Source organism: Acinetobacter tibetensis, assembly GCF_023824315.1.
Classification (GTDB): Bacteria; Pseudomonadota; Gammaproteobacteria; order Pseudomonadales; family Moraxellaceae; genus Acinetobacter; species Acinetobacter tibetensis.
Map to the genome: position 1 here is coordinate 424,808 of NZ_CP098732.1, position 23,345 is coordinate 448,152.

At 41.8% G+C, this 23,345-nt stretch carries 22 protein-coding genes, 2 tRNA genes and 3 rRNA genes; 16 read left to right on the top strand and 11 right to left on the bottom strand.

Annotated elements, in window-relative coordinates; translation table 11 throughout:
- Positions 1-145: 145 nt before the first annotated feature.
- Both M5E07_RS02075 and M5E07_RS02080 read left to right on the top strand, forming a co-directional pair.
- Positions 146-403 carry a DUF2789 family protein gene (locus tag M5E07_RS02075; protein WP_116761876.1) on the top strand — a complete coding sequence of 86 codons (258 nt, stop codon included), beginning with the start codon at positions 146-148 and terminating at the stop codon, positions 401-403.
- Positions 404-549: 146 nt separating this feature from the next.
- A complete protein-coding gene (locus tag M5E07_RS02080) occupies positions 550-801 on the top strand; it encodes a DUF2789 family protein (protein ID WP_016168546.1) in 252 nt (83 codons plus the stop codon).
- 88 nt (positions 802-889) lie between these two features.
- Here the strand turns inward: M5E07_RS02080 and M5E07_RS02085 are convergent, their stop codons facing one another.
- Together M5E07_RS02085 and M5E07_RS02090 are read right to left on the bottom strand one after the other, a co-directional pair.
- Positions 890-1,417, bottom strand: coding sequence for a hypothetical protein (locus tag M5E07_RS02085; protein WP_116761873.1), 528 nt, complete (start codon positions 1,415-1,417; stop codon positions 890-892).
- A 59-nt stretch (positions 1,418-1,476) separates the two neighbouring features.
- On the bottom strand, positions 1,477-2,079 hold the full coding sequence (locus M5E07_RS02090; protein WP_252221437.1) for a 2OG-Fe(II) oxygenase: 603 nt from the start codon (positions 2,077-2,079) through the stop codon (positions 1,477-1,479).
- A gap of 115 nt (positions 2,080-2,194) precedes the next feature.
- On the opposite strand from M5E07_RS02090, the gene M5E07_RS02095 reads away from it, so the two are divergent.
- The 9 genes from M5E07_RS02095 (at position 2,195) to M5E07_RS02135 (ending at position 12,549) form a co-directional block, all read left to right on the top strand.
- Complete coding sequence (locus M5E07_RS02095; protein WP_116761869.1) at positions 2,195-3,052, top strand: 23S rRNA (adenine(2030)-N(6))-methyltransferase RlmJ; 858 nt, start codon at positions 2,195-2,197, stop codon at positions 3,050-3,052.
- A 46-nt stretch (positions 3,053-3,098) separates the two neighbouring features.
- Entirely contained in the window at positions 3,099-3,923 is an 825-nt protein-coding gene (gene pssA / locus M5E07_RS02100) for a CDP-diacylglycerol--serine O-phosphatidyltransferase (protein WP_116761867.1), read from the top strand.
- Positions 3,924-3,954: 31 nt separating this feature from the next.
- The gene (locus tag M5E07_RS02105) at positions 3,955-5,028 is read left to right on the top strand and encodes a DUF6670 family protein (RefSeq protein ID WP_252221440.1); all 1,074 of its coding nucleotides are present in this window, start codon (positions 3,955-3,957) and stop codon (positions 5,026-5,028) included.
- Positions 5,029-5,467: 439 nt separating this feature from the next.
- A 16S ribosomal RNA gene (locus M5E07_RS02110) occupies positions 5,468-7,004 on the top strand.
- A gap of 61 nt (positions 7,005-7,065) precedes the next feature.
- Positions 7,066-7,142: transfer RNA gene (locus M5E07_RS02115), tRNA-Ile, on the top strand.
- Between the two features lie 71 nt (positions 7,143-7,213).
- Positions 7,214-7,289: transfer RNA gene (locus M5E07_RS02120), tRNA-Ala, on the top strand.
- Between the two features lie 364 nt (positions 7,290-7,653).
- Positions 7,654-10,547, top strand: a 23S ribosomal RNA gene (locus M5E07_RS02125).
- 171 nt (positions 10,548-10,718) lie between these two features.
- Positions 10,719-10,833 (top strand): 5S ribosomal RNA (gene rrf, locus M5E07_RS02130).
- The 16S, 23S and 5S rRNA genes sit together here with 2 tRNA genes alongside, the layout of an rRNA operon.
- A gap of 123 nt (positions 10,834-10,956) precedes the next feature.
- A complete protein-coding gene (locus tag M5E07_RS02135; protein WP_252221442.1) occupies positions 10,957-12,549 on the top strand; it encodes a Na/Pi cotransporter family protein in 1,593 nt (530 codons plus the stop codon).
- Here M5E07_RS02135 and M5E07_RS02140 read toward each other — a convergent pair.
- Positions 12,539-13,921, bottom strand: coding sequence for a dihydrolipoyl dehydrogenase (locus tag M5E07_RS02140; protein ID WP_252221450.1), 1,383 nt, complete (start codon positions 13,919-13,921; stop codon positions 12,539-12,541). The two genes, M5E07_RS02135 and M5E07_RS02140, sit on opposite strands and share 11 nt — an antisense overlap.
- Positions 13,922-14,072: 151 nt before the next feature.
- Between M5E07_RS02140 and M5E07_RS02145 the strand changes: the two genes are divergently transcribed.
- The gene (locus M5E07_RS02145) at positions 14,073-15,545 is read left to right on the top strand and encodes an Ig-like domain-containing protein (RefSeq protein ID WP_252221452.1); all 1,473 of its coding nucleotides are present in this window, start codon (positions 14,073-14,075) and stop codon (positions 15,543-15,545) included.
- Between the two features lie 151 nt (positions 15,546-15,696).
- Here the strand turns inward: M5E07_RS02145 and M5E07_RS02150 are convergent, their stop codons facing one another.
- Together M5E07_RS02150 and M5E07_RS02155 are read right to left on the bottom strand one after the other, a co-directional pair.
- Positions 15,697-16,122, bottom strand: a complete 426-nt coding sequence (locus M5E07_RS02150; protein WP_116760544.1) for a protein tyrosine phosphatase family protein — start codon at positions 16,120-16,122, stop codon at positions 15,697-15,699.
- Positions 16,115-16,450 carry a protein tyrosine phosphatase family protein gene (locus M5E07_RS02155; RefSeq protein ID WP_016166254.1) on the bottom strand — a complete coding sequence of 112 codons (336 nt, stop codon included), beginning with the start codon at positions 16,448-16,450 and terminating at the stop codon, positions 16,115-16,117. The genes M5E07_RS02150 and M5E07_RS02155 overlap by 8 nt, the downstream gene beginning before the upstream one ends.
- A gap of 124 nt (positions 16,451-16,574) precedes the next feature.
- Between M5E07_RS02155 and M5E07_RS02160 the strand changes: the two genes are divergently transcribed.
- From M5E07_RS02160 to M5E07_RS02170, 3 genes are all read left to right on the top strand, one after another.
- On the top strand, positions 16,575-17,474 hold the full coding sequence (locus tag M5E07_RS02160; RefSeq protein ID WP_252221456.1) for an alpha/beta hydrolase: 900 nt from the start codon (positions 16,575-16,577) through the stop codon (positions 17,472-17,474).
- Positions 17,471-17,896 (top strand): thioredoxin TrxC, encoded by a 426-nt coding sequence (gene trxC / locus M5E07_RS02165; protein WP_116760538.1) that lies wholly within the window; start codon positions 17,471-17,473, stop codon positions 17,894-17,896. The genes M5E07_RS02160 and trxC overlap by 4 nt, the downstream gene beginning before the upstream one ends.
- An 88-nt stretch (positions 17,897-17,984) precedes the next feature.
- Complete coding sequence (locus M5E07_RS02170) at positions 17,985-18,353, top strand: acyl-CoA thioesterase (RefSeq protein ID WP_434087803.1); 369 nt, start codon at positions 17,985-17,987, stop codon at positions 18,351-18,353.
- Between the two features lie 49 nt (positions 18,354-18,402).
- Here M5E07_RS02170 and M5E07_RS02175 read toward each other — a convergent pair whose 3' ends face one another.
- Positions 18,403-18,900: a DUF4442 domain-containing protein gene (locus tag M5E07_RS02175; protein ID WP_252221460.1), complete on the bottom strand. Its 498-nt coding sequence runs from the start codon at positions 18,898-18,900 to the stop codon at positions 18,403-18,405.
- Between the two features lie 35 nt (positions 18,901-18,935).
- Positions 18,936-19,424, bottom strand: a complete 489-nt coding sequence (locus M5E07_RS02180; RefSeq protein ID WP_116760531.1) for a YajQ family cyclic di-GMP-binding protein — start codon at positions 19,422-19,424, stop codon at positions 18,936-18,938.
- A 91-nt stretch (positions 19,425-19,515) separates the two neighbouring features.
- On the opposite strand from M5E07_RS02180, the gene M5E07_RS02185 reads away from it, so the two are divergent.
- On the top strand, positions 19,516-19,830 hold the full coding sequence (locus M5E07_RS02185) for a rhodanese-like domain-containing protein (protein WP_116760529.1): 315 nt from the start codon (positions 19,516-19,518) through the stop codon (positions 19,828-19,830).
- Between the two features lie 66 nt (positions 19,831-19,896).
- Here M5E07_RS02185 and mnmC read toward each other — a convergent pair whose 3' ends face one another.
- Genes mnmC through M5E07_RS02205 form a run of 4 tightly spaced genes read right to left on the bottom strand, consistent with a single transcriptional unit; the run spans position 19,897 to position 23,308 of the window.
- Positions 19,897-21,813 carry a bifunctional tRNA (5-methylaminomethyl-2-thiouridine)(34)-methyltransferase MnmC2/FAD-dependent 5-carboxymethylaminomethyl-2-thiouridine(34) oxidoreductase MnmC1 gene (gene mnmC, locus M5E07_RS02190; protein WP_252221463.1) on the bottom strand — a complete coding sequence of 639 codons (1,917 nt, stop codon included), beginning with the start codon at positions 21,811-21,813 and terminating at the stop codon, positions 19,897-19,899.
- A 32-nt stretch (positions 21,814-21,845) separates the two neighbouring features.
- Complete coding sequence (locus M5E07_RS02195) at positions 21,846-22,358, bottom strand: SH3 domain-containing protein (RefSeq protein ID WP_252221465.1); 513 nt, start codon at positions 22,356-22,358, stop codon at positions 21,846-21,848.
- A gap of 5 nt (positions 22,359-22,363) precedes the next feature.
- Entirely contained in the window at positions 22,364-22,666 is a 303-nt protein-coding gene (locus tag M5E07_RS02200) for a YciI family protein (RefSeq protein ID WP_116760523.1), read from the bottom strand.
- Positions 22,667-22,693: 27 nt separating this feature from the next.
- Positions 22,694-23,308 carry a septation protein IspZ gene (locus M5E07_RS02205; protein ID WP_252221468.1) on the bottom strand — a complete coding sequence of 205 codons (615 nt, stop codon included), beginning with the start codon at positions 23,306-23,308 and terminating at the stop codon, positions 22,694-22,696.
- Between the last annotated feature and the right edge of the window lie 37 nt (positions 23,309-23,345).

Below are 23,345 nucleotides of genomic sequence, written 5' to 3' on the forward strand. Positions count from 1 at the left end.
AGTTAAAAAAAGCATCCTCTTAGAGGGTGCTTTTTTTATTCCAGAACAGAATCAACAAAAAATAACATGCTGAAAAAATATACAGAATGATTTTATCGTACTATTCGGTTACCTTAAAAAGAGAACAACGAGATAGGGGTGTAATATGTTTGATGTACAGCCAACCCTAATACTGCTTTTCGACCAGTTGGGTTTAAATTCCAGTGAAAGTGCAATCGAGCAATTTATACGTCACCATCAACTGGCGGCAGATATTGAACTGCATCAAGCAAGCTTTTGGACAGATGCGCAGCGTGAATTTTTACATAGCCACTGGGACAAAGATGATGAATGGGCAATCGTGATTGATATTTTAAATGAGCAATTGCATGAAGATGCTGGAGGCATGAATTTCTCAGGGTAATAACAAATAAAATGTAGGCTGTCGCACTTTCCTGTAGTTCACAAAAAGCTACAACAAAGTTGCGATAGCCTCTTTTTTTGCCTACATATTTCTTATAACTTAAGTAAATAATAAATCACAGATGAACTGATAAGGGGCGGGGAACAATGAAAAATAATCCATCCTTAGAGCTACTGTTTTCACAATTAGGTCTGGCAAATAGTCTGGCCGCTATAGAGCTGTATGTGCGTACACATCAGTTGCCTGCACATTTATCTTTGCATGAAGCGCCGTTTTGGAATCGTTCACAACGTGATTTTCTCATTAGTCATTTGGTACAAGATGATGATTGGGCAATCTGGATTGATGAGTTAAATCAACAACTGCATATGGATGCTTATAAACTACAAACGGCTTAACATCCTGAGCCGTTGCTGTGTTGACCCAATTTATATACTAAAAAAAAGCGTCCAGAAAGACGCTTTTTTTAATACAAATTTTCGATGTTTAGTGTGGTTTTGGTTGTGTGAGTTGAACGAACCATAGCATTTCACGATAAGGTGCAAAAGCAGAGTGTTGCTGTAATAAGAAAGCATCAAATTCAGAGGTTTGACTATATTTCTTTAGCCAATGGCGACTTAGGGCAGTGTCATTTTTACATGCGCTGGCGTAGGCAAGGAAGAAATAGACATCACCATGCTCATGTACAGTTAAGGGTTTTAGAATCTGCTGGGTAATTAAAGCAAAACGCTGTTCTTTGGTAATTTCAAAGTACAGCATGTAGGCCTTGGCCAAAAGTAAGGACAAGTCTAAATAAGTACGTAGCGGTATTTCTTCAAATTCGATGCGACCTTGCTCAAGCAGCACAATGGCTTCTTGTAAAAAGTGGAGCTGCTCCTGACGAACACGACTCAACGTCACCAATGCCAAACGTAAGTCTGCACGTTCAAGCGCTAAATCGGGTGTATTACCTTCCAAATACATTTGGTCAGTTTCGCCAATTCTCGCAATAATTTGCTTTGCATCTTTGAGCATTCGTGCAGTCCTCTCTAGTTAAGCCTACTATATAAGGTCATTCGGGAAGATTTAAAGGTTTACCAGATGGTATTGCCACTTCTTAACCATGCAGTAATCGAAAGCCGCTGTTGTTTGGCTTTAATCACTTCATGTAGTAAATCACTGCGAAATAAGGCAATCCGATTGGGTTGTGGTTGAATAATATGCCACTCGCCATTTTTATCCTGAAGCCGAAGCTGGCCGCCCCAATCATCTTGCCATTGCTCATGCAAATAATAAACCGTTGAAATAACGCGATCATTTTTCTGTTGCGGATTGTCTCGATGTAACGCATAAAATTCACCTGCATGGTAACAAGCAAAATGCGCTTCAACTTCACGAATTCCTAAATAAAACGCCTGATTCAGTTGTTCGGACAAGAGCGATAAGGTTTCGACATGTTGTTGTGCGACTTGTAATTCTGGATGAATCCATAAAATATGATCACTACGAATTTGACTAACCACACCATTTTGAATTGCTGCTTCACGAAATTGATTTAAATGTGAGGTACATTCATTGACTAAATTAGTTACATATTCATTAGGATAGGCGTGATCAATCAGTGCAAAACCATGTTGGTCAAGATCATTAAGAACTTGATCGATATTCCATGATGCAGGAAGCTTGGAAACAAGCATAGAAGCACAACTCAAAACAAGAAAACAGAACTGCTTTATTCTAGAACAACATATCCGTCGGAATGAAACTATTTTTCATGCTAAAATAACCATTGATTTTAGGAATTAAATAGAAATGAATTACCGCCACCATTTCCATGCAGGCAACTTTGCCGATGTCATGAAGCATGTTTTATTGCTGCAGCTTTTGACGCGACTCAATGCAAAAGATAAACCATATCGCTATGTTGATACGCATGGTGGTGCGGGTAAATATGACTTATCGACTTCAGAAGCACAAAAATCAGGTGAATTTTTAAATGGTATTCATCGTTTAGTTAAACTGGATGATTCAGTGAAACGTACTGCGCCTGAAGGGGTTCAGCAATATTTAAAAATTGTTGAAAAAATGCGTAGTAATTTTGGTAAAGGGGCATATCCTGGTTCGCCGTGGTTTGCACTAGAAGGCATGCGTGACATAGATAAAGCGACCATTTTTGAAATGCAGCGTGATGTCTTTCAGCAATTACGTCATAACATTCATGACAAACGTGCAGGCTTGCATGAGCGTGATGCTTATGAAGGTCTATTGGGCGTAATTCCACCGAAAGAGAAGCGTGGCTTGGTCATGATTGATCCACCTTATGAACTGGAACGTAAAGATTTTCCGCAATTGGTTGAACTTTTAGTCGCTGCTTATAAAAAATGGCCAACAGGCGTATTTGCGGTCTGGTACCCAATTAAAGATCGCGCCATGATTGAACGTTTTGAGAAAAAAATGTTTAAAACCGGTATTCGTCGTCAATTGGTTTGTGAAGTCTGCGTTTGGCCAGATGACACCCCAGTGGGCTTAAATGGTTGTGGTTTATTGGTGATTAATCCACCTTGGAAGTTCTCTGAAGATGCTGATGAAGCATTACAATGGTTATTTCCACATTTGCGCATGCAAGAACATGGTGGTCATGCCGCGGTACGTTGGTTAGTTGGCGAATAATTGCCGTAGATAGAATAAATTAGGTTGCAGATTAGGATATAAAATAATGACAAATAGCTCTAAACCTGAAGGTGAGTTACATGCTCCAGATCATGACTACGATGGAATTACCTTCGAAGTTGTTGAAGAGGAGCATACTCAAGAAGGGCAAAAGATCAAACGTCGTGGTATCTATCTGTGGCCGAATTTAATTACCACAGCAGCATTACTGTCAGGTTTTTATTCCATTATTGCCAGTATGAATGGTGAGTTTACTCAAGCCATTTATGCCATTTTTATCGCAGCTTTGTTTGATGGTTTAGATGGTCGTGTTGCACGTGCCATTGGTGCACAAAGTGCTTTCGGAGAGCAATTTGACTCACTTTCCGACTTGTTGGCTTTCGGTGTTGCGCCTGCCATCCTCATGTATAGCTGGAGTCTGCATGACTTGGGGCGTATTGGTTTAGCCTGTTGTTTTATTTACACTGCGTGTGCTGCATTTCGTCTGGCACGTTTTAATGTGCAAATTGGGGTCGTCGATAAGCGTTACTTCATTGGGGTAGCCAGTCCATTAGCCGCTATCATGATTATTTCAATGGTGTGGGTTGGTCGTGACTTTCCAAACATCTTTGATTTAAATGAGTTGGGTATTCAGATTGTCAATGCCGCCATTATTGTGGCAGTTGGGCTATTGATGATTTCTAATATCAAATATTATTCATTTAAAACGGTAGATCGTAAGCGCGTTCCATTTGCAGTATTACCTATTGCTGTCTTTATCCTCGCTGCGATGACTTACAATATTCCTGTAGGCATATTAGTGATTTCAATCATTTATGCACTTTCTGGTTTTGTCACTACCTTTCTAGCTCGTAAACAGACGGTAAGCTAAATATGAGATAGTTGTGATGAGGAGCTAGGTTATGCAATTGTTTCAAGATTTTTTAGATCGATCCAAACAATTGAATCTGGCTCCGAAAAAGTCACGCTTAAACTTTCATATCCTTACACATCACTATAAATTCATCTATTTCGGCATTATTTTGCCCAATCTTCCTGCACCTCTGCATTATTTTAATTTTATTGGATTAATGGGGGCAGCTCATGCACCGATGTTACGTAATGAAAGTGCAATCCATAGCACCGCAATAGATACGGCAACTATTTTGTGTAGTAGCAGTCCGCACATGGTGGGGCAATTGCACAGTTATGCGATGCAACAAGATTGTCATTTTTCCAAAAGCTTGTGGCAGTTTTCAAATCATGAGCAAATTTTAGGAAATTTACCTAACTTTCAAATTCAACGTGATGATGATGAATTAAGTTGTCAGCTTTCTATTCAGACCACGACGCAAGTCAGCTACTTCAATAAAATGCGTCTGGAACTTGGAGAACATTGGTCTACACGATGTTTTTGTGAGGGACGTATTACTTATAAAGACCAAATTTTCCCGATTGCACAGCATGGTGTATTTGAGTTTGCACGTGTAGTCCGGTTTCCTTACCTACCCTTGGCATTTTTTACTTACCAAATTATTCAACTCAATAATGGTGATCAAGTGTTGATGGCGCAAACACGAGATCACTTTAATCGTATTGTGCAATCTCGTATTTATCTTAAATATGCCAATGTTGAACGCACAGAACTTTTTGATGAGCACGTACAGTTCAAAGTACATCGAGTCTATCCCAAAGTAGTGACTCCAAATGGACAAGCGATGTATTTACCTCGAGAGTTTGAATGGAACTATCAAAATAAAACTGGCGATGCCATTCAAATACAAGCGCAAAGCCGCGGAGATTTTAAATTTGGATTGGCTGCGGGTTATGTAGGGAGTTTTAAATATCAAATTAAAATCAATGCCCGAGAAGAATATGGCGAAGCAGGTTATTGTGAGTATGTCGATTGTCGTGCATTAAAATGGCAAGAAAAAAATCAAGATGAAAAAATACTGGATGATTTAGTCAATACTGTACCTTTTATGCTCAAAAAATGATGAAAAAAGCAGATTTTGAATATTAATTAACCGTATAAACATTATTTTCGAATAAATTTTAAAAAGGGTATTGCAACGGGTTGGGAATACTGTAGAATGCACATCCATCGGCGGTGATGTTGATTAAAACTTGTTGAGAAACAAGGATTTAGCCCAAGCGGTAGAATCTGGAAGTCTTGAAGAGGTTTAAAAATAATTAACAAAACCTGTTGACTTTAACTTAGATTAGAGTAACATAGCCGACCTAGCTTGATGATGACGAGTCATCAAGAAGATCATTAAGAGATTATGAAGAACAACTTGTGTGGATTTTTACTGATTGATTGATCGAAATTATTTTCATTGATTGATGGTAGAAATTACTCGAAGTTTATTTGAGAAATATTTGTCAGAAAATTGATGAGCCAAGATTGGTACCCTTATAGGTACTACTGATTTTAAACTGAAGAGTTTGATCATGGCTCAGATTGAACGCTGGCGGCAGGCTTAACACATGCAAGTCGAGCGGAGTGGTTGTGCTTGCACAATCACTTAGCGGCGGACGGGTGAGTAATGCTTAGGAATCTGCCTATTAGTGGGGGACAACATTCCGAAAGGAATGCTAATACCGCATACGCCCTACGGGGGAAAGCAGGGGATCTTCGGACCTTGCGCTAATAGATGAGCCTAAGTCGGATTAGCTAGTTGGTGGGGTAAAGGCCTACCAAGGCGACGATCTGTAGCGGGTCTGAGAGGATGATCCGCCACACTGGGACTGAGACACGGCCCAGACTCCTACGGGAGGCAGCAGTGGGGAATATTGGACAATGGGGGGAACCCTGATCCAGCCATGCCGCGTGTGTGAAGAAGGCCTTTTGGTTGTAAAGCACTTTAAGCGAGGAGGAGGCTACTAGTACTAATACTACTGGATAGTGGACGTTACTCGCAGAATAAGCACCGGCTAACTCTGTGCCAGCAGCCGCGGTAATACAGAGGGTGCGAGCGTTAATCGGATTTACTGGGCGTAAAGCGTGCGTAGGCGGCTGATTAAGTCGGATGTGAAATCCCTGAGCTTAACTTAGGAATTGCATTCGATACTGGTCAGCTAGAGTATGGGAGAGGATGGTAGAATTCCAGGTGTAGCGGTGAAATGCGTAGAGATCTGGAGGAATACCGATGGCGAAGGCAGCCATCTGGCCTAATACTGACGCTGAGGTACGAAAGCATGGGGAGCAAACAGGATTAGATACCCTGGTAGTCCATGCCGTAAACGATGTCTACTAGCCGTTGGGGCCTTTGAGGCTTTAGTGGCGCAGCTAACGCGATAAGTAGACCGCCTGGGGAGTACGGTCGCAAGACTAAAACTCAAATGAATTGACGGGGGCCCGCACAAGCGGTGGAGCATGTGGTTTAATTCGATGCAACGCGAAGAACCTTACCTGGTCTTGACATAGTAAGAACTTTCCAGAGATGGATTGGTGCCTTCGGGAACTTACATACAGGTGCTGCATGGCTGTCGTCAGCTCGTGTCGTGAGATGTTGGGTTAAGTCCCGCAACGAGCGCAACCCTTTTCCTTATTTGCCAGCACTTCGGGTGGGAACTTTAAGGATACTGCCAGTGACAAACTGGAGGAAGGCGGGGACGACGTCAAGTCATCATGGCCCTTACGACCAGGGCTACACACGTGCTACAATGGTCGGTACAAAGGGTTGCTACCTAGCGATAGGATGCTAATCTCAAAAAGCCGATCGTAGTCCGGATTGGAGTCTGCAACTCGACTCCATGAAGTCGGAATCGCTAGTAATCGCGGATCAGAATGCCGCGGTGAATACGTTCCCGGGCCTTGTACACACCGCCCGTCACACCATGGGAGTTTGTTGCACCAGAAGTAGGTAGTCTAACCGTAAGGAGGACGCTTACCACGGTGTGGCCGATGACTGGGGTGAAGTCGTAACAAGGTAGCCGTAGGGGAACCTGCGGCTGGATCACCTCCTTAACGAAAGATTGACGATTGGTAAGAATCCACAACAAGTTGTTCTTCATGACGATGTATCTGAGGGTCTGTAGCTCAGTTGGTTAGAGCACACGCTTGATAAGCGTGGGGTCACAAGTTCAAGTCTTGTCAGACCCACCAAATCTGACTAACGAAGCATTTGAAGAAATGCTGAATACAGAAAAACAGAGACATTAACTTATTGATAAGCTGGGGACTTAGCTTAGTTGGTAGAGCGCCTGCTTTGCACGCAGGAGGTCAGGAGTTCGACTCTCCTAGTCTCCACCATATATTGAATATCAATATATAAGCTAAGTAGTTAGATTATAGAAATTAGTGAATAGAGATTGGAAGATCTTGTTTTATTAACTTCTGTGATTTATCACAGTTTCCTGACCTGACGAAGGCTGGAAAAATCATTAACAGAATATATTTGAGTTGAAATAATTTGTTCATACTCGTTGAAAACGACATAGGCAACTATGAAGTGATTAAATGAGTTACTAGCGAAATTAACTGAATCAAGCGTTTTGGTATGTGAATTGAATTGAAGCTGTACCGTGTTTAAGTACACAGAACAACAAACTGTATGATCGAGCAATCGATCTGTCCTAGTACTACTTGTAGGTGCTACGACTGTTTGGGGTTGTATAGTCAAGTAATTAAGTGCATGTGGTGGATGCCTTGGCAGTCAGAGGCGATGAAAGACGTAATAGCCTGCGATAAGCTCCGGGGAGGCGGCAAATATCCTGTGATCCGGAGATTTCTGAATGGGGAAACCCACCTACTATAAGGTAGGTATTGCAACATGAATACATAGTGTTGCAAGGCGAACGAGGGGAAGTGAAACATCTCAGTACCCTTAGGAAAAGAAATCAATTGAGATTCCCTTAGTAGCGGCGAGCGAACGGGGAAAAGCCCATTAAGTCATATCAGTTTTAGTGGAATGCTCTGGGAAGTGCAACCATAGTGGGTGATAGTCCTGTACACGAAAGGGCTGATATGATGATGTCGAGTAGGGCGAGGCACGTGAAACCTTGTCTGAATATGGGGGGACCATCCTCCAAGGCTAAATACTCCTGACTGACCGATAGTGAACCAGTACCGTGAGGGAAAGGCGAAAAGAACCCCTGTGAGGGGAGTGAAATAGATCCTGAAACCGCATGCATACAAGCAGTGGGAGCCGACTAGTTCGGTGACTGCGTACCTTTTGTATAATGGGTCAGCGACTTACATTCAGTAGCAAGGTTAACCGAATAGGGGAGCCGTAGAGAAATCGAGTCTTAATAGGGCGTTTAGTTGCTGGGTGTAGACCCGAAACCAGGCGATCTATCCATGAGCAGGTTGAAGGTTGGGTAACACTAACTGGAGGACCGAACCCACTGTCGTTGAAAAGCCAGGGGATGACTTGTGGATAGGGGTGAAAGGCTAATCAAGCCTGGTGATAGCTGGTTCTCCCCGAAAGCTATTTAGGTAGCGCCTCGGACGAATACCATAGGGGGTAGAGCACTGTTTCGGCTAGGGGGTCATCCCGACTTACCAAACCGATGCAAACTCCGAATACCTATGAGTACTATCCGGGAGACAGACTGCGGGTGCTAACGTCCGTAGTCAAGAGGAAAACAATCCAGACCGCCAGCTAAGGCCCCAAAATTATAGTTAAGTGGGAAACGATGTGGGAAGGCATAGACAGCTAGGAGGTTGGCTTAGAAGCAGCCACCCTTTAAAGAAAGCGTAATAGCTCACTAGTCGAGTCGGCCTGCGCGGAAGATGTAACGGGGCTAAAACTATATGCCGAAGCTGCGGATTTGCAATTTATTGCAAGTGGTAGGGGAGCGTTCTGTAAGCCGATGAAGGTGTATTGAGAAGTATGCTGGAGGTATCAGAAGTGCGAATGCTGACGTGAGTAACGACAATGCGAGTGAAAAACTCGCACGCTGAAAGACCAAGGGTTCCAGTCCAACGTTAATCGGGGCTGGGTGAGTCGACCCCTAAGGCGAGGCCGAGAGGCGTAGTCGATGGGAAATTGGTTAATATTCCAATACTTCTGTGTAATGCGATGAGAGGACGGAGAAGGTTAAGTCAGCCTGGCGTTGGTTGTCCAGGTGAAAGGTTGTAGGCATGTATCTTAGGCAAATCCGGGGTACTCTATGCTGAGAACTGATAGCAAGCTGTACTTGTACAGTGAAGTGGCTGATACCATGCTTCCAGGAAAAGTCTCTAAGCTTCAGTTACACAGGAATCGTACCCGAAACCGACACAGGTGGTCAGGTCGAGTAGACCAAAGCGCTTGAGAGAACTCTGCTGAAGGAACTAGGCAAAATGGTACCGTAACTTCGGGAGAAGGTACGCTGCTGACGGTGATTCCCCTCGCGGGATGAGCTATTGGCAGCCACAGAAACCAGGCCCCTGCAACTGTTTATTAAAAACATAGCACTCTGCAAACACGAAAGTGGACGTATAGGGTGTGATGCCTGCCCGGTGCTGGAAGGTTAATTGATGGGGTTAGCGTAAGCGAAGCTCTTGATCGAAGCCCCAGTAAACGGCGGCCGTAACTATAACGGTCCTAAGGTAGCGAAATTCCTTGTCGGGTAAGTTCCGACCTGCACGAATGGCATAATGATGGGGGCGCTGTCTCCAGCAGAGACTCAGTGAAATCGAATTCGCCGTGAAGATGCGGTGTACCCGCGGCTAGACGGAAAGACCCCGTGAACCTTTACTGCAGCTTGACATTGAACTTTGATCTTACTTGTGTAGGATAGGTGGGAGGCTTTGAAGTTGGAACGCTAGTTCCAATGGAGCCGTCCTTGAAATACCACCCTGGTAATATTGAGGTTCTAACTCTGTCCCGTTATCCGGGACGAGGACCATGTCTGGTGGGTAGTTTGACTGGGGCGGTCTCCTCCTAAAGAGTAACGGAGGAGTACGAAGGTGCGCTCAGCGTGGTCGGAAATCACGCGTAGAGTATAAAGGCAAAAGCGCGCTTAACTGCGAGACCCACAAGTCGAGCAGGTACGAAAGTAGGTCTTAGTGATCCGGTGGTTCTGTATGGAAGGGCCATCGCTCAACGGATAAAAGGTACTCTGGGGATAACAGGCTGATACCGCCCAAGAGTTCATATCGACGGCGGTGTTTGGCACCTCGATGTCGGCTCATCTCATCCTGGGGCTGAAGCAGGTCCCAAGGGTATGGCTGTTCGCCATTTAAAGAGGTACGCGAGCTGGGTTTAGAACGTCGTGAGACAGTTCGGTCCCTATCTACCGTGGGCGCTGGAAATTTGAGAGGATCTGCTCCTAGTACGAGAGGACCAGAGTGGACGAACCTCTGGTGTACCGGTTGTGACGCCAGTCGCATCGCCGGGTAGCTATGTTCGGAAGGGATAACCGCTGAAAGCATCTAAGCGGGAAGCCTACCTCAAGATAAGATTTCCCTAGGACTTTATGTCCTCTAAAGAGCCGTTGAAGACTACGACGTTGATAGGTTGGATGTGGAAGCATAGTGATATGTGAAGCTGACCAATACTAATTGCTCGTGAGGCTTGACTATACAACACCCAAACAGTTGGTGTTGTGGTTCAAATCACTGCAAATAACTTGATTTAGTTATAAAGCTAGATACAATATCCAACTCAAATATACCTGTTAATAACTCATTTGACGAAAGTTAGGCATACACGCTGTGTAAATAAGACCATAACGAATAGTCATAAACAGTTGTGCTGGCGACAATAGCAAGAGTGAACCACCTGATCCCTTCCCGAACTCAGAAGTGAAACCTCTTAGCGCTGATGGTAGTGTGGGGTTACCCATGTGAGAGTAAGTCATCGCCAGCTCATTTATTCAAACACCCCCTAACCAATGTTAGGGGGTGTTTTTTTATTATAAGATCAAATTTTATTTATATCTATTCTATAATAAACCTGTGAAATGATAAGAACTATAAGTTGAGCTTGATCATGTTGAATACCATATTGCAACTGTCTGGTGGGATTGGCTTATTTCTTTTGGGAATGAGTTTAATGACTGATAGCCTCAAAGCTCTCGCAGGAGAAGCTTTAAGACAATGGTTAGTCCGTTTTACAGATTCTTCTTTAAAAGCAATGTTTTCAGGTATCACTATTACTGTCGCTGTGCAATCATCTACAGCAACTACTTTAGCGACTATTGGATTTGTGAGTGCGGGAGTTCTGACCTTTAGTAATGCGATTGGTGTAATTATTGGTGCCAATATTGGTACAACTAGTACGGGTTGGATGGTTGCACTACTGGGTTTAAAGTTTTCAATTTCGCAGTTAGCCTTACCTTTAATTGCTTTTGGGGCTATCTTGAAATTACTTGCCAAGGATCGACTAGCTTTAATTGGAATGACCATTGCTGGATTTGGTTTATTATTTTTTGGAATTGATGTTTTACAGCAAGCCATGGCCGGTATCGCTGCCTCTGTTGATTTAAGTCGTTGGTCTACAGAAAGTCTTTTAAGTAAATTGCTTTTAGTATTGATTGGTTTTGTGATGACGATTCTATTGCAATCATCTAGTGCTGCGATTACTGCAACTTTAGCAGCTTTGGCGAGTCAAGCGATTAATTTAGAGCAAACTTTAGTTTTGGTCATAGGTCAGAATGTTGGGACTGTTGTTACAGCAGTTTTGGCCGCAGTAGGAGCGACCACCAGTGCAAAACGAACCGCTGCTGTACATGTCATTTTTAATATTGTGACTGCAATTTTTGCTTTTTTATTTTTATTCCCTGGATTTGTTTGGGCTTATCAATATATTACCTTCATACATAAGATGGATCCAGTTCTTATTGTTGCTGTATTTCATACTTGTTTTAGCTTGCTCGGTGCTTTAATTTTTATGCCTTTTATCGGTAAATTTGAGCAAGTATTGCTGAAGTTATTGCCAGAGCAAGAAAGTTCATTAACACGCTACTTAGATGATAGTTTATATAGTGTGCCTGCACTAGCTATAGCCGCGACAGAACGCGTATTGCTGCAAACATTAACAGATATTTATCGTTTATTTATTAAATTTATTCGTGGTGAAATTATTACCCCAATGATTAATACCAATGAGTTGGATGCAACCATCAAAAAAGTGGAATCTTACTTAGAGCATATGTCGGTTCCACAATCTCTAAGTGATCAACAACGTCTAATTCTCTTATTAAGATTGGCGGTGTATATCAGAGTTTTAAGAAATGATTTACAAGAAGTCGCACAAGTTGAGTTACTGAAAAAGCAACAAATATTACAAGAATTACCTCTAGCACTGGCTGCACAGTTGGAAAAGCAGATTGAATATTTACAGATGCAACCATTTTCAAAATTTCCGATAGATTTTGTGAATGATTTAACTCAATTAGAACAAGTTAGCAGTGAGCAACAGGAGTTTCTACGTCAGAAAATTATTCATGCATCAGTAAATCATCAACTTACTGCTTCTCAAACTTTAGAGTTATTGGCTGCACAACGCTGGATTGTTCATCTCATTGCACATACTCAGAAAGTCGCAGTCTTATTGCAACAAGATCAAGAAGTTATTGAATAGCATTTAATTGACGCCGAGCATGCTTAAGGGCGGTACGCAATCCTTCCTCTAAGGTTGGATGATAAAAAGGTTTGGCAAGGAGATGATCAAGCGTTAAATCCTCCGTAATCATCCAACACAATAAATGTGCTAAATGTTCAGCCGAAGTCATGAGCAATTCTGCACCTAAAATTTTTCGACTTTCTGCATGAATATAGACTTCCAACGCACCATAATTTTTTCCTAAAACTTGCGCACGTCCTTGTTGGGCATAAGAAACATAGCCTGTTACAAAAGGAATTTTATCACTTTCAAGTTGCTTAAAACTTAGTCCGACAATGGCCATTTCTGGTTCACAGAATACAATGCCTATTGGGGTTAGATTTCGAATGTTTTTGATTTGTTTTAAATTTAAGCAATTTAAAACTGCACTGCGACCTTCATGTGCTGCTTCGTGCTGAATAGGTGTCTTGGTATGAGCATCACCAACGATAAAAATAGGATAGTGTGCAAGCTGTTTGGTTTCTGGATGGACAGGTAAGTTTTTAAGATCTGTAAATTGAGCATCTATATTTTCTAATCTTAAAGTATTTAATAAAGTACGACGCCCTGTTGCGACCAATAAATAATCTGCTACTAAATTGTGTTCTTGCCCATGCTCTTGGTAGACAATCTGTACACCATCTTTTGAATTTCGAACTTGCGTGGGTAAAACTTCGAACTTAATGTCAATTTCTTGACTTAAAAGTTCTTGCGCCATTTTCTGTAGTAAGGGACTGGTTAATGTTCCGACTTTTCGACTACGTGCAAATATAGTGGTTTTAACACCTAAGCGTTGTAATGCTTGAGCAAGTTCAAGTGCAATGACACCACTTCCAATGACTGCAATCGATTGCGGTAATTGCTCTAACTCAAATACCTCATCTGAGGTAATTAGTTTTTGACCTAATTCTTGCTTCCATTGCTGGTCAAAACTCGGCGTTGATCCTACAGCCAGAATAAAACTTCGGGCTTGATAGCGTTGTTGATTAATTTCAATGGTCTGAACATCAATAAAGTGAGCTTGACCTGATATTTTATGGGCCGAATCCCAACGAGCGACATCTTTTAAAGCAGCTTGTGTAAATTTGTTTCTTAAGTTTTGTACGTGTAACATGATTTTTTTGGAATCAAGATGTAGATGGGTTGTTATGCCAATTTGCTCTAATGATTGAGCATCGTGCAGTTGATTTGCTACAGAAATAAGCACTTTACTCGGCATACAACCAACGCGTGCACAGGTGGTATCCCACGGACCATGATTCACAATTAAAATATTTGATGTGTGTTTGATTGCTTCTTTGTAAGCAGCTTGTCCAGCTGTTCCCGCACCAATAATAATGATGTCGTACATAGTAGATATTATTTGAATAATTGCTCTCTAGCTTAACATAGTAAAACATTTGATTTGGCTTTGTTTACATAAAGCTACTTCTATGGTTTCATACTGCAAATTAACAATTTTAACGACGACTTTTGAACAAAATAATGTTCGGGGAATTTTGATGAATAATAAACAGCTTGGGTTAAAACTATCTACTATTACGCTTTGTGTTTTGCTGGCAAGTTGTGGTGGAGGGGGAAGTGATGGGTATTTTGAAAATAATAATTCAGGAGGGACTTCGAATGGAGGTAGTACTGGAGGTGGGACTACAACAGCTAGTTCTGTAACTGCTTTAAAAATTGAATTAGATAAATTATCGATGGCCGCTACAAATGGTCAGCTAACTGTTACGGTTCGTGCTTTAGATGAAAATAAAGGAGGAGTTGCGAATGCGGAAGTTACTCTGGCAATTGTAGATTCTACGAATAATGTAAGTAATACGAGCATTGCAAAACAGACGACTGATCAATCAGGAAATGTGGTATATGTACTTACTACGCCTGCGACCTCTTCTTCACTTACTGACTTAATCAAAAATGGTTTTAAAATCATAGCAAAGGCAAATAATGGCGCTTTAAGTCAAGAACAAACTGTCACTGTAACAGGCGCTGATACAGATAATGGGGCAGATACAACAAGTATTGTTTTATTTGATGCAACTAAAACAACACTAAATGTTCGCGGTGATCAGACGACTATTACCTTAACAGCAGTAGATGCCAATGGTGCAACTTTAGCAAATCAGGCTATTTCATTAAAGGTTAAAAATTCAGCGCTAAATGGGGTGAGATTCACTCCAAATGCATCTCAAACTGATGTAAATGGCCAAATTAGTTATACATTATCATTTGCTGAGTCTCAACGAGCTTCTACGTATACGTCTACGCAATTCGTAGCGGATGATTTAGTATTGGAGGCTAATTTTGGTCAATCTACACAAGTTTACACTTACAAATTAGACATAGTGAATTCTACGGTTCCGACACCTGTGGGGGCTATTTCAGTATCATATAATCCTACTAAAATTGAAGATTCTGCATCAGGCGTATATTATTATAAAAATATCTCAGTTCAAGTGACAGATGTTGATGGAAAACCAATTTCTAATCAAGACGTCACAATGGGAGTCAATGCTTTAACATACAATAAAGGCTATTATGACTTCTTTGATACTGATACACCTCCAGATGGTAATGTGGATAAATATTTGCCAGCATTGATTACACAATGTGTTTCACCAACAGTAAAAGTAAATAGCGGTGGGAAAGAGATAGATCAGTTGGCACCAGTTAAATCAGGAACTTCTGTTCAAGTTGTATCATTTATTAATGCTGAGGGAGTACCTGCAACAAATAATAAATATACAACTGATTCAAACGGTCGATTTGATCTTAAGATTCAATATCCAAAAATTTATGCAGGCTATTTAAATATTCAGTTGTTAGCAGATTCAATTGTAAGTGGTAAAGCAATTAGTGGTTCAACCAGTCTTGGTTTGGGTTATTTGATTAGTGATGTTGATGTTGAAAATGGTATTGCTCCAAACTTAATCAGCCCATATGGAACCTCAATAAATTGTAATGATGGCTTATAATCTATCAGAATAAAAAAACAGCGCTTCGGCGCTGTTTTTTATTTGGGCGAAAATTTAAATTGAAGTTCCAACACTCACACCAACAGTAGGACGCACATTCATCGAGCTACAAGCGGGTAGGGCTAAAGCACAGAGTACAACGATCAATAATTTATTCATGTAATAAGCCTTGCTTACGTGCTTCATTAAATAATTCGCTAGAGCGATAGCCACTCTTACAAATCATCAAAATCGGTTTTGGAAGTTCGTGATAATACTTTGAAAATTCAATGATATCTGTTTGCGTAATTTTACCATTTTCAATAGGTTGGTAAATGACACTTACATGCGATTGCTCCGCAATATTCCGTAACTGACTGACGGAAATATTGTTTCCCATTTCCTGATCAGGTCGATTCACAATAACAGACTTAAACCCCTGTTTTAACAGTAGTTGAAACGTTTTGTCATCAAGCTGACCAGAGACGGTCAGGTTTTCGCTCAGTGCTCGAGGTGTTTGAGTTTTCTGAGCGAAAAGAGATGCACTATTCATCAAAACACTACACAAAATGCATGCAGTAAAGAGTTGCTTAATCATCCAGCAAATCCATTTGTTTTGCCAGTTGATATAGATTGTTTGAACGATTGCCCGTACGACAAAACATTAAAACGGGTTTTGGGAGTTCATTAAAATGATTGGCAAAAGTACGCACATCAAGTTCGGTAATTTGACCAGCAACCACGGGTTGATAGACATAGTCGAGTCCTGCAACACGCGCTGCTTCTTCAATTTGAGCACTAGTGGGTTGCTCTGGTCCACCTTCCATGTCTGGGCGGTTGTTGATAATAGATTTGAATCCTTTTTCGACAACTTGTTCTACATGCTCAGGGCCAATTTGACCTGCGAAGCCTACATTTTCGCTCATTGTGTCACTCCATCATCCAATTAAATAATATATGCTTTATGATAGCATTAAGCAGATTCGACAGTTGAATCTGTTGAAATTTTTATAAATGATTACAACCATAAAATAACGTACTGGAGCGCGTATGCACGCTTACACGGTCGAGCCTTTATATGTCAAAAGTGGTCAGGAAGTCCTTGCAGCAGATTTTTATCGGCCAAGAATGGAACACAAACCTGCTGTTATATTGATGGCACATGGCTTGGCAGGGTTACGCCAGTTTAAACTGGTGCAATATGCAAAACAATTTGCACAAGCGGGTTATGCGGTGGTGTTATTTGATTATCGCTACTGGGGCGGCAGTACGGGGCGACCACGTGAATTAGTCTCCATCAGTTCACAGTTAGAAGACTGGCGAACGATGATTGCGCATCTTCAGGAACGAAAGTCGATTGATTCACGACGGATTATTTTGTGGGGAACGGCACTCAGTGGCGGCTATGTTTTAAGTTTGGCCAGCGAGCTGAAAAATATTCAAGCGGTGATGGTTCAAGTTCCGATGGTTGATGGCAGTGAACTTGCCAAACTCTATCCTCTTCCTCAATTATCCAAAGCATTAAAAATTTCCAGTCAGGATTATATGGGGGCCAAAGTGGGGATGGTCTCTAAAACCTTGTCTGTTGTGAGTCCAGATGATCTCAGCTTTATGCCGACAGAAGATAGTTATCCAGGTTATATGTCGATTGTTCATCCTGACTACTTCTGGAGTGGTAAAATTCCAGCTCGGGTCTTTTTCAAGTTGATCCGTTATCGCCCAATTCAGGAAGTCCGTAAAATCAATATTCCAGTATTATTTATTGCGGCCAAAGAAGACAGTTTATTTCCAATCGCTTCCAGTCGTGAAGCAGCCACCAATATCGCACCATTCGTACAATATTATGAATGGGAGATGAAACATTTCGATATTTATCATCATCCATGGTTTGAAAAAGCCATTTCGACCCAATTAGAATTCTTACACCAACACATTGGAGTCAGCTCATGATTATTGTATGCCCCTCTTGTTTAGCGAAAAATCGTGTCCCTGAAGAAAAAATAGAAGCGCAGCCTAGCTGTGGTCAGTGCCATCAACCTTTGATTCCCTTAGCTCCTATTGATTTGAACGAACAAAATTTTAGTCAGTTTATCACACACAGTGATTTACCTATTTTGATTGATTTATGGGCAGAGTGGTGCGGACCGTGTAAAATGATGGCTCCTCATTTCTCAGCCGTGGCAAAACAGAACCCTCGTGTGATTTTTGCCAAGATTAATACTGAAGAGTCCCCTCGTCTAAGTAGTGCTTTTCATGTGCGCAGTATTCCAACACTGGTGTTGATGAATAAAACCAATGAAATTGCTAGAATAAGTGGTGCGCTTAGATCGAGTGAACTACAACAGTGGCTGGATCAACATTTAAATGTCTAATGCCTAGTCAAAGCACAATAGGCTTGGAGAGAACGTGTCAGATATTCATGTGAAACCAGAAGGGACTTTATCTCTTCAAACCATTGCGATGCCAGCAGATACTAACTGGAGTGGCGATGTATTTGGTGGCTGGATTGTGTCACAAATGGACTTGGCGGGAGCAATCCACGCAGAACGCTTTAGTAAAGGGCGCTGTGCGACAATTTCAATTAATCAAATGACTTTTCTGGTGCCAGTCAAAGTTGGCGATGTGATTAGTTGTTATACCAAAATTTTAAAAGTCGGCAATACTTCAATTCAAATGCAAATTGAAGTCTGGGACAGCCATGACAGTTCTCGTGAAGCGAAACGTGTCACAGAAGGCGTATTCACTTTTGTGGCTGTGGATGTAAAAGGCAATAAACGTCAAATTCCTGAAGACGTGAAGCAGAAGTTTATGAACACTCAATCTGCCTAAGCTTAAATAAAAAAACCAGCACATTGCTGGTTTTTTTTATACCTCTATTTTAAGCCGACTTGCGCTTAGGTAACCAAGCCCACAGCATTTGGCATTGAATCGGTTCATTGCCAGTATCATCAATGACCGTTACGGGAATCAGCAATTCACCTTTTTCCTGTTCAGCAATCAACTTTTGCTGTTCTGGGCTTAAGCTTGCGGTGGCTGTAAGCCCGCCTTGAGCGACTTTTAAATAATCGACATGTAGGGTTTTAATCAGCAAAATTCGATGATCTGGTACATGCAGGCCTGTTAAAAAACCTGTGGCAGTTTCTGCCAACAACGCCATGGCTGCTGCATGTACGCCTTTAATGTGGTTTTGCATATTGCGTTGATTTTCTATACGCACCACCACATGGTGTTGATCGACTTCCAGATAACGAATCTTGGCTGTGCCTACCATTGGTACAATACGACCAAAGGCTTTGCTCCAAAGGGTACTTCGAATCCCCTGTGGGAATTTCGTTGTAGCTTTGACCAGTTTGGATAAACGATTACTTTGTGTCATATCATACCTTTAGAGCTTAGGTGGATAGCTTCACATTAGTCTTTAAAATTATTAAATTGCAATGGAAGCCCAAATTGTTGTTCACGCAAGAAATTCATGACTTGCTGTAAAGTATCGCGCTTTTTATCAGTCACGCGAATTTTGTCGCCTTGAATTGAAGATTGCGCTTTAATGCCGCTTTCTTTAATGGCTTTATTAATTTTTTTTGCAGTATCAGAGTCAAGACCATCTTTCAGTTTGATCACTTGAATCACATTTTTACCTGAAGCTGTGGCCTTTTGTGGATCTAGAGCTTGCACATCGACTTTGCGTTTATAAAAATGGTTTTCCAGCATGTTATAAACTTGCTCACATTGGAAATCACTTTCGGTACTAATTTTAATTTCTTTAGACTTTTCATTCAGTTCAATAGAAACATCTTGTCCGCGGAAGTCAAAACGCGTCGCAATTTCTTTTTGCGTGTTCTGAACTGCATGATTTACTTCAAAAATCTCTAATTCTGAAACAATATCGAAAGATGGCATGGAATAGACCTTTACAAAGGGAAAGAATATCTGAGATGCTAGGGATGTTTTCTTCATTTGCCAAGTGTTGTTTACATCAAAGGAGTGCGCAATGATCCGTAAACAAGAAATTACAACATTTGAGTTCCCAGAGGATGCGATTATCTGGGATGTCCGTGATGCAAGTGCTTATGCTGAAGCCCATGTTAAAGGTGCGGTAAATCAGCCAATTACAGGCTTGTCAGCAGATTGTTTGACTCAGGTGTCTGCGGATCAGACCATTTACATTTTATGTGGTGGCGGAAGTAAGGCGCCACGTGCGGCTGAACTTCTTGATGGTTTAGATGATTCACGTGAGTATGTTGTGCTGATGGGAGGTACCCGAGCGGCACGTGATGCGGGCTTACCTTTAGAACAAGGAGCCTGATTCAGAAAAGCGCCTTATGGCGCTTTTTTATGGCATAAAGAAAACAACAGAGCATGACGCATCTGCTTACTGAGCTTGAGATGGCACTGTATTCGTAGCTTGATAATAAGCTTTCTTCACTTTCTGCTTTTTTACAAAACGTTTGATATCTAATTTGCGGATCAGGCTGCTAGGAACTGGGCTAGTTTCAGATAAAATCTGTGCGACCAGTAATTCACTACATAATGGTGCAAATAAAAAGCCTTTAGAACCTAACCCCGCCAAGCTATAAATTTCTTTGGTTTGATCCAAGCGACCCAGTACAGGGAAATAGTCATTGGTCTGTGCGCGGACGGAAGCGCGACCTTGCCAAGTTGAGGTTGGAGGCAAGGAATGTGCATAACTTGGAAACACATTGTGGATAAGATTAAAGTTATGCACATGGTCTTCTGCGAGAACTTCACAATCATCCCGATTAGGATAAAAGGATGCCCCAAGAATTAAATGTTCAGCATCGAGTTGCATACAATAGCCACCATAGCTATAGGCTTGATCGGCAGCTAAAGGTTGAGTTTGATTTTGAATCCAACTGACCTGACCACGAATCGGTTTGAGGAGGGGATAATGTTCAAAAAAAGCTTGGCTGTCGCGCGCGCAGCACACAATCACATGATCAAAATCACCCAGACACTGATCTTGAGTATTAACGACTTCTACAGTTTGCTTAGAAATAAAGCTCTTGATGGTGGCTTGCTGAAACTGAATGAGAGGATGTTGCAGAATCTGATCGCGTAGTGCATGTGGAGAAACTACCCCTGCTTGCAGCAGATTTAAGCTCGGAAACTCTGTTGCAATGGCACTGTCTTGTGCTGCTGAGGTGTTCAGCACTTGTTCTGGATATTCAGCGGCTAAGCCCAATAAATCTTCCGCATTTTTTAATGCCATCTGATTGACTTGAATCGGGCGAAATGCCTGAAATTGGGCATAGTGGCGCAGTGCATGTTGCCATGCCAAGGTCATCAAGTGTTCATGGCTTTGCTCAATTGGGCACAATTTAGGATTGAGTAACGCCAAAGGATTCCCAGAGCCGCCTGCCAATGGCGCACTTTGATCATATAGGGTGACTTGATGTCCACGTTGAGCAAAGGCCCAAGCACAACTTAAACCTGCAATGCCAGCACCGATAATGGCGATGTGACGTTGCTTTGGGGACATCACGTCAACAGAATTGAGTGCTGTTGCATGAGCTGCATTATCTTCTGATGTGGATTCTGGTTTTAACCAACAGGCTTTGAGCATTTCCCGTTTATGGCCAAAGCCACGTGGACGAGTGATCTGAATACCATGCTGTTTTAGTCCACGTTTTAATACCCCTGCAACGCTAAATGAGGCAAAAGTCGTTCCGTAGTCGGACAGTCTCACGATATGATTCAACACCTGTTCTTGCCACATATCTGGATTACAGGACGGAGCGAAACCATCTAAGAACCACGCATTGACGGGATGAAGTTTTTCCATTTGTGGGAAAACATCATGCGCATCGCCAAGCCAGAGATCAAGGCTAAAGCGTTCTTCAGGAAAACTCAGGCGATGACAACCCGCAAGTGGTAAAGGATATTGTTGAATCAGTTGATCGGCCAACGGCTTGAGTTCAGGCCAAGCATTTAAGGCACGAATCAAATCGGCTTTGGTCAGTGGAAATTTTTCCACACTTATGGCATGTAAATGGCTATGGTTATCGGGGCGACATTGTTGCCACATTTGCCACAGCGCCAAAATATTTAGACCCGTACCAAAACCAGTTTCGCCGACAGAAAAATATTGGTAGTCGCTTAGGTTTGCCAAACGGAGATTGAGATCGTTGCCATGTAAAAAGACATGGCGTGTTTCTAATAAACCATTGTCTTTAGAAAAATAAACATCGCCAAATTGTTTAGAAACGGGCACCTCGATGCCATCAACGAGATGCCAATCGAGATCGGCCGTTTGTATTGCATGTGACACAAGCAGCAACCTTTATATTGAAGCGTAGAAAATTACCATTGGCGGCGGCGTTTAGATTGTGCATAACTGGCAATTAAGAAACCCAGTAGTACACCAACTGCTAGTGTGACCGCACCATAAATAAACATCTGGGCACTACGTTCACTTTGTAGCACTTGAACTTGAACACCTAAACTATCATTTTTTAATTGTAATTCTTGATTTTGTGCCAATGCATCTAAATTGGCTTTTTCCAATTGTTGTAGGCGTACGGATTGATCTTTGACCAAAGCTTTGATTTTTAAATCTTGTAAGGCTTTATTTTTGGCAATTTGTTCCGCCGTAAGGGGTTGAACCTCTTGCGGTTGTCCATTTGGATTCACAGTTGCTACTGCCGGAATCACGCGTGGTTTATCCGCAGAAAGGGTATGTGGCGCTGTCGGTGCTGTTGCAGTAGGGGCAGCAGGGGCTAGAGCAGGAGCTGGAGAAGTTGTTGCAGGTTCTACCGCCCAAGCCGAAGAACACAATAAAGAAAGACCCAGTAAACTAGGAACAACAGCGCGCATGAACTTTATCCTTTAGGAAACGCTTTGTTAAAAGGTTTAACTTCAATTTGAGCATAGACACCTTCTTTTAAGAAAGGCTCATCTTGTAGCCAAACATCGAGTGCTTCACGGCTGTCAAAATCAACAATGATGGTGCTGCCGTAAAAACCTGCTTGTGGATTGCTCGGATCTTTAGGCATCGCACCTGCAACAATTAAGCGACCTTCAGCATCTAATTGCTCTAAACGTGCGAGATGTTGAGGACGTACCGCAAGGCGTTTTTCTACTGTACCGTCTTGATCAGTACAAGTCACAACAAATAATGGCATGATGATTCTCTGCGAGCGAAACGAAGATTAATTTTCGGTAGACTTAAAATGTTTACGTAAAACAATAAACTGGATAATGATAAAGGAAAACATCACCAACATGTCACCAAAAGCGGTAAATTCGCCCCAATATTTTCCATTCATAAATAAGAAAGCAAAAAAGACATGTAAGCCAGACATGACAGCAAACATGGCTGCCCAAGCATAATTGAGTCTTTTCCAGCCAACTTCACCCAAATTAAAAATGGGTGCAAATAAGCGTTTGATGAGCGGGCTACGGTCTTTACTAAAATATGGAGAGAGCAGGAAAGCACCTGCGAAAACTATATTTAACAGAGCTGCCTTGAGACGAATATAGAAGTCATCACTAAGTATGAGGGTAATGCCACCAAAAATGACCGTCATAAACAACACAATCCACTGTTGTTTATCTAAACGGAATTTTTGCATGATGAACAATGCACCATAAACCACCAGCATAGAAAGAATTAAGCCAGTTGTTGCCACTAAAATATTATTATTGTCTACACCACCGGCAGAACCGATCAATTGCAGTAAAGGGTGCTCGGTATCTTTCGGATCTACAGTCTTATATAAATAAAAGAAAATAATGAGTGGCACAAAGTCTAAAAGTGCTTTCATGTTAGAGTATCTGAATCTGTTTAAATAAATGGCATAG

What these genes read in the sequence shown, in the direction of transcription:
- M5E07_RS02075 (WP_116761876.1), top strand. Translation starts at nt 146, where the DNA reads ATGTTTGATGTACAGCCAACCCTAATACTGCTTTTCGACCAGTTGGGT.
- M5E07_RS02090 (WP_252221437.1), bottom strand. Translation starts at nt 2,079, where the DNA reads ATGCTTGTTTCCAAGCTTCCTGCATCATGGAATATCGATCAAGTTCTT.
- M5E07_RS02145 (WP_252221452.1), top strand. Translation starts at nt 14,073, where the DNA reads ATGAATAATAAACAGCTTGGGTTAAAACTATCTACTATTACGCTTTGT.
- M5E07_RS02135 (WP_252221442.1), top strand. Translation starts at nt 10,957, where the DNA reads ATGTTGAATACCATATTGCAACTGTCTGGTGGGATTGGCTTATTTCTT.
- M5E07_RS02170 (WP_434087803.1), top strand. Translation starts at nt 17,985, where the DNA reads ATGCCAGCAGATACTAACTGGAGTGGCGATGTATTTGGTGGCTGGATT.
- M5E07_RS02085 (WP_116761873.1), bottom strand. Translation starts at nt 1,417, where the DNA reads ATGCTCAAAGATGCAAAGCAAATTATTGCGAGAATTGGCGAAACTGAC.
- M5E07_RS02200 (WP_116760523.1), bottom strand. Translation starts at nt 22,666, where the DNA reads ATGCCATTATTTGTTGTGACTTGTACTGATCAAGACGGTACAGTAGAA.
- M5E07_RS02175 (WP_252221460.1), bottom strand. Translation starts at nt 18,900, where the DNA reads ATGACACAAAGTAATCGTTTATCCAAACTGGTCAAAGCTACAACGAAA.
- M5E07_RS02185 (WP_116760529.1), top strand. Translation starts at nt 19,516, where the DNA reads ATGATCCGTAAACAAGAAATTACAACATTTGAGTTCCCAGAGGATGCG.
- M5E07_RS02180 (WP_116760531.1), bottom strand. Translation starts at nt 19,424, where the DNA reads ATGCCATCTTTCGATATTGTTTCAGAATTAGAGATTTTTGAAGTAAAT.
- M5E07_RS02095 (WP_116761869.1), top strand. Translation starts at nt 2,195, where the DNA reads ATGAATTACCGCCACCATTTCCATGCAGGCAACTTTGCCGATGTCATG.
- M5E07_RS02195 (WP_252221465.1), bottom strand. Translation starts at nt 22,358, where the DNA reads ATGCGCGCTGTTGTTCCTAGTTTACTGGGTCTTTCTTTATTGTGTTCT.
- M5E07_RS02155 (WP_016166254.1), bottom strand. Translation starts at nt 16,450, where the DNA reads ATGAGCGAAAATGTAGGCTTCGCAGGTCAAATTGGCCCTGAGCATGTA.
- M5E07_RS02160 (WP_252221456.1), top strand. Translation starts at nt 16,575, where the DNA reads ATGCACGCTTACACGGTCGAGCCTTTATATGTCAAAAGTGGTCAGGAA.
- M5E07_RS02205 (WP_252221468.1), bottom strand. Translation starts at nt 23,308, where the DNA reads ATGAAAGCACTTTTAGACTTTGTGCCACTCATTATTTTCTTTTATTTA.
- M5E07_RS02080 (WP_016168546.1), top strand. Translation starts at nt 550, where the DNA reads ATGAAAAATAATCCATCCTTAGAGCTACTGTTTTCACAATTAGGTCTG.
- M5E07_RS02105 (WP_252221440.1), top strand. Translation starts at nt 3,955, where the DNA reads ATGCAATTGTTTCAAGATTTTTTAGATCGATCCAAACAATTGAATCTG.
- M5E07_RS02150 (WP_116760544.1), bottom strand. Translation starts at nt 16,122, where the DNA reads ATGATTAAGCAACTCTTTACTGCATGCATTTTGTGTAGTGTTTTGATG.
- trxC (WP_116760538.1), top strand. Translation starts at nt 17,471, where the DNA reads ATGATTATTGTATGCCCCTCTTGTTTAGCGAAAAATCGTGTCCCTGAA.
- M5E07_RS02140 (WP_252221450.1), bottom strand. Translation starts at nt 13,921, where the DNA reads ATGTACGACATCATTATTATTGGTGCGGGAACAGCTGGACAAGCTGCT.
- pssA (WP_116761867.1), top strand. Translation starts at nt 3,099, where the DNA reads ATGACAAATAGCTCTAAACCTGAAGGTGAGTTACATGCTCCAGATCAT.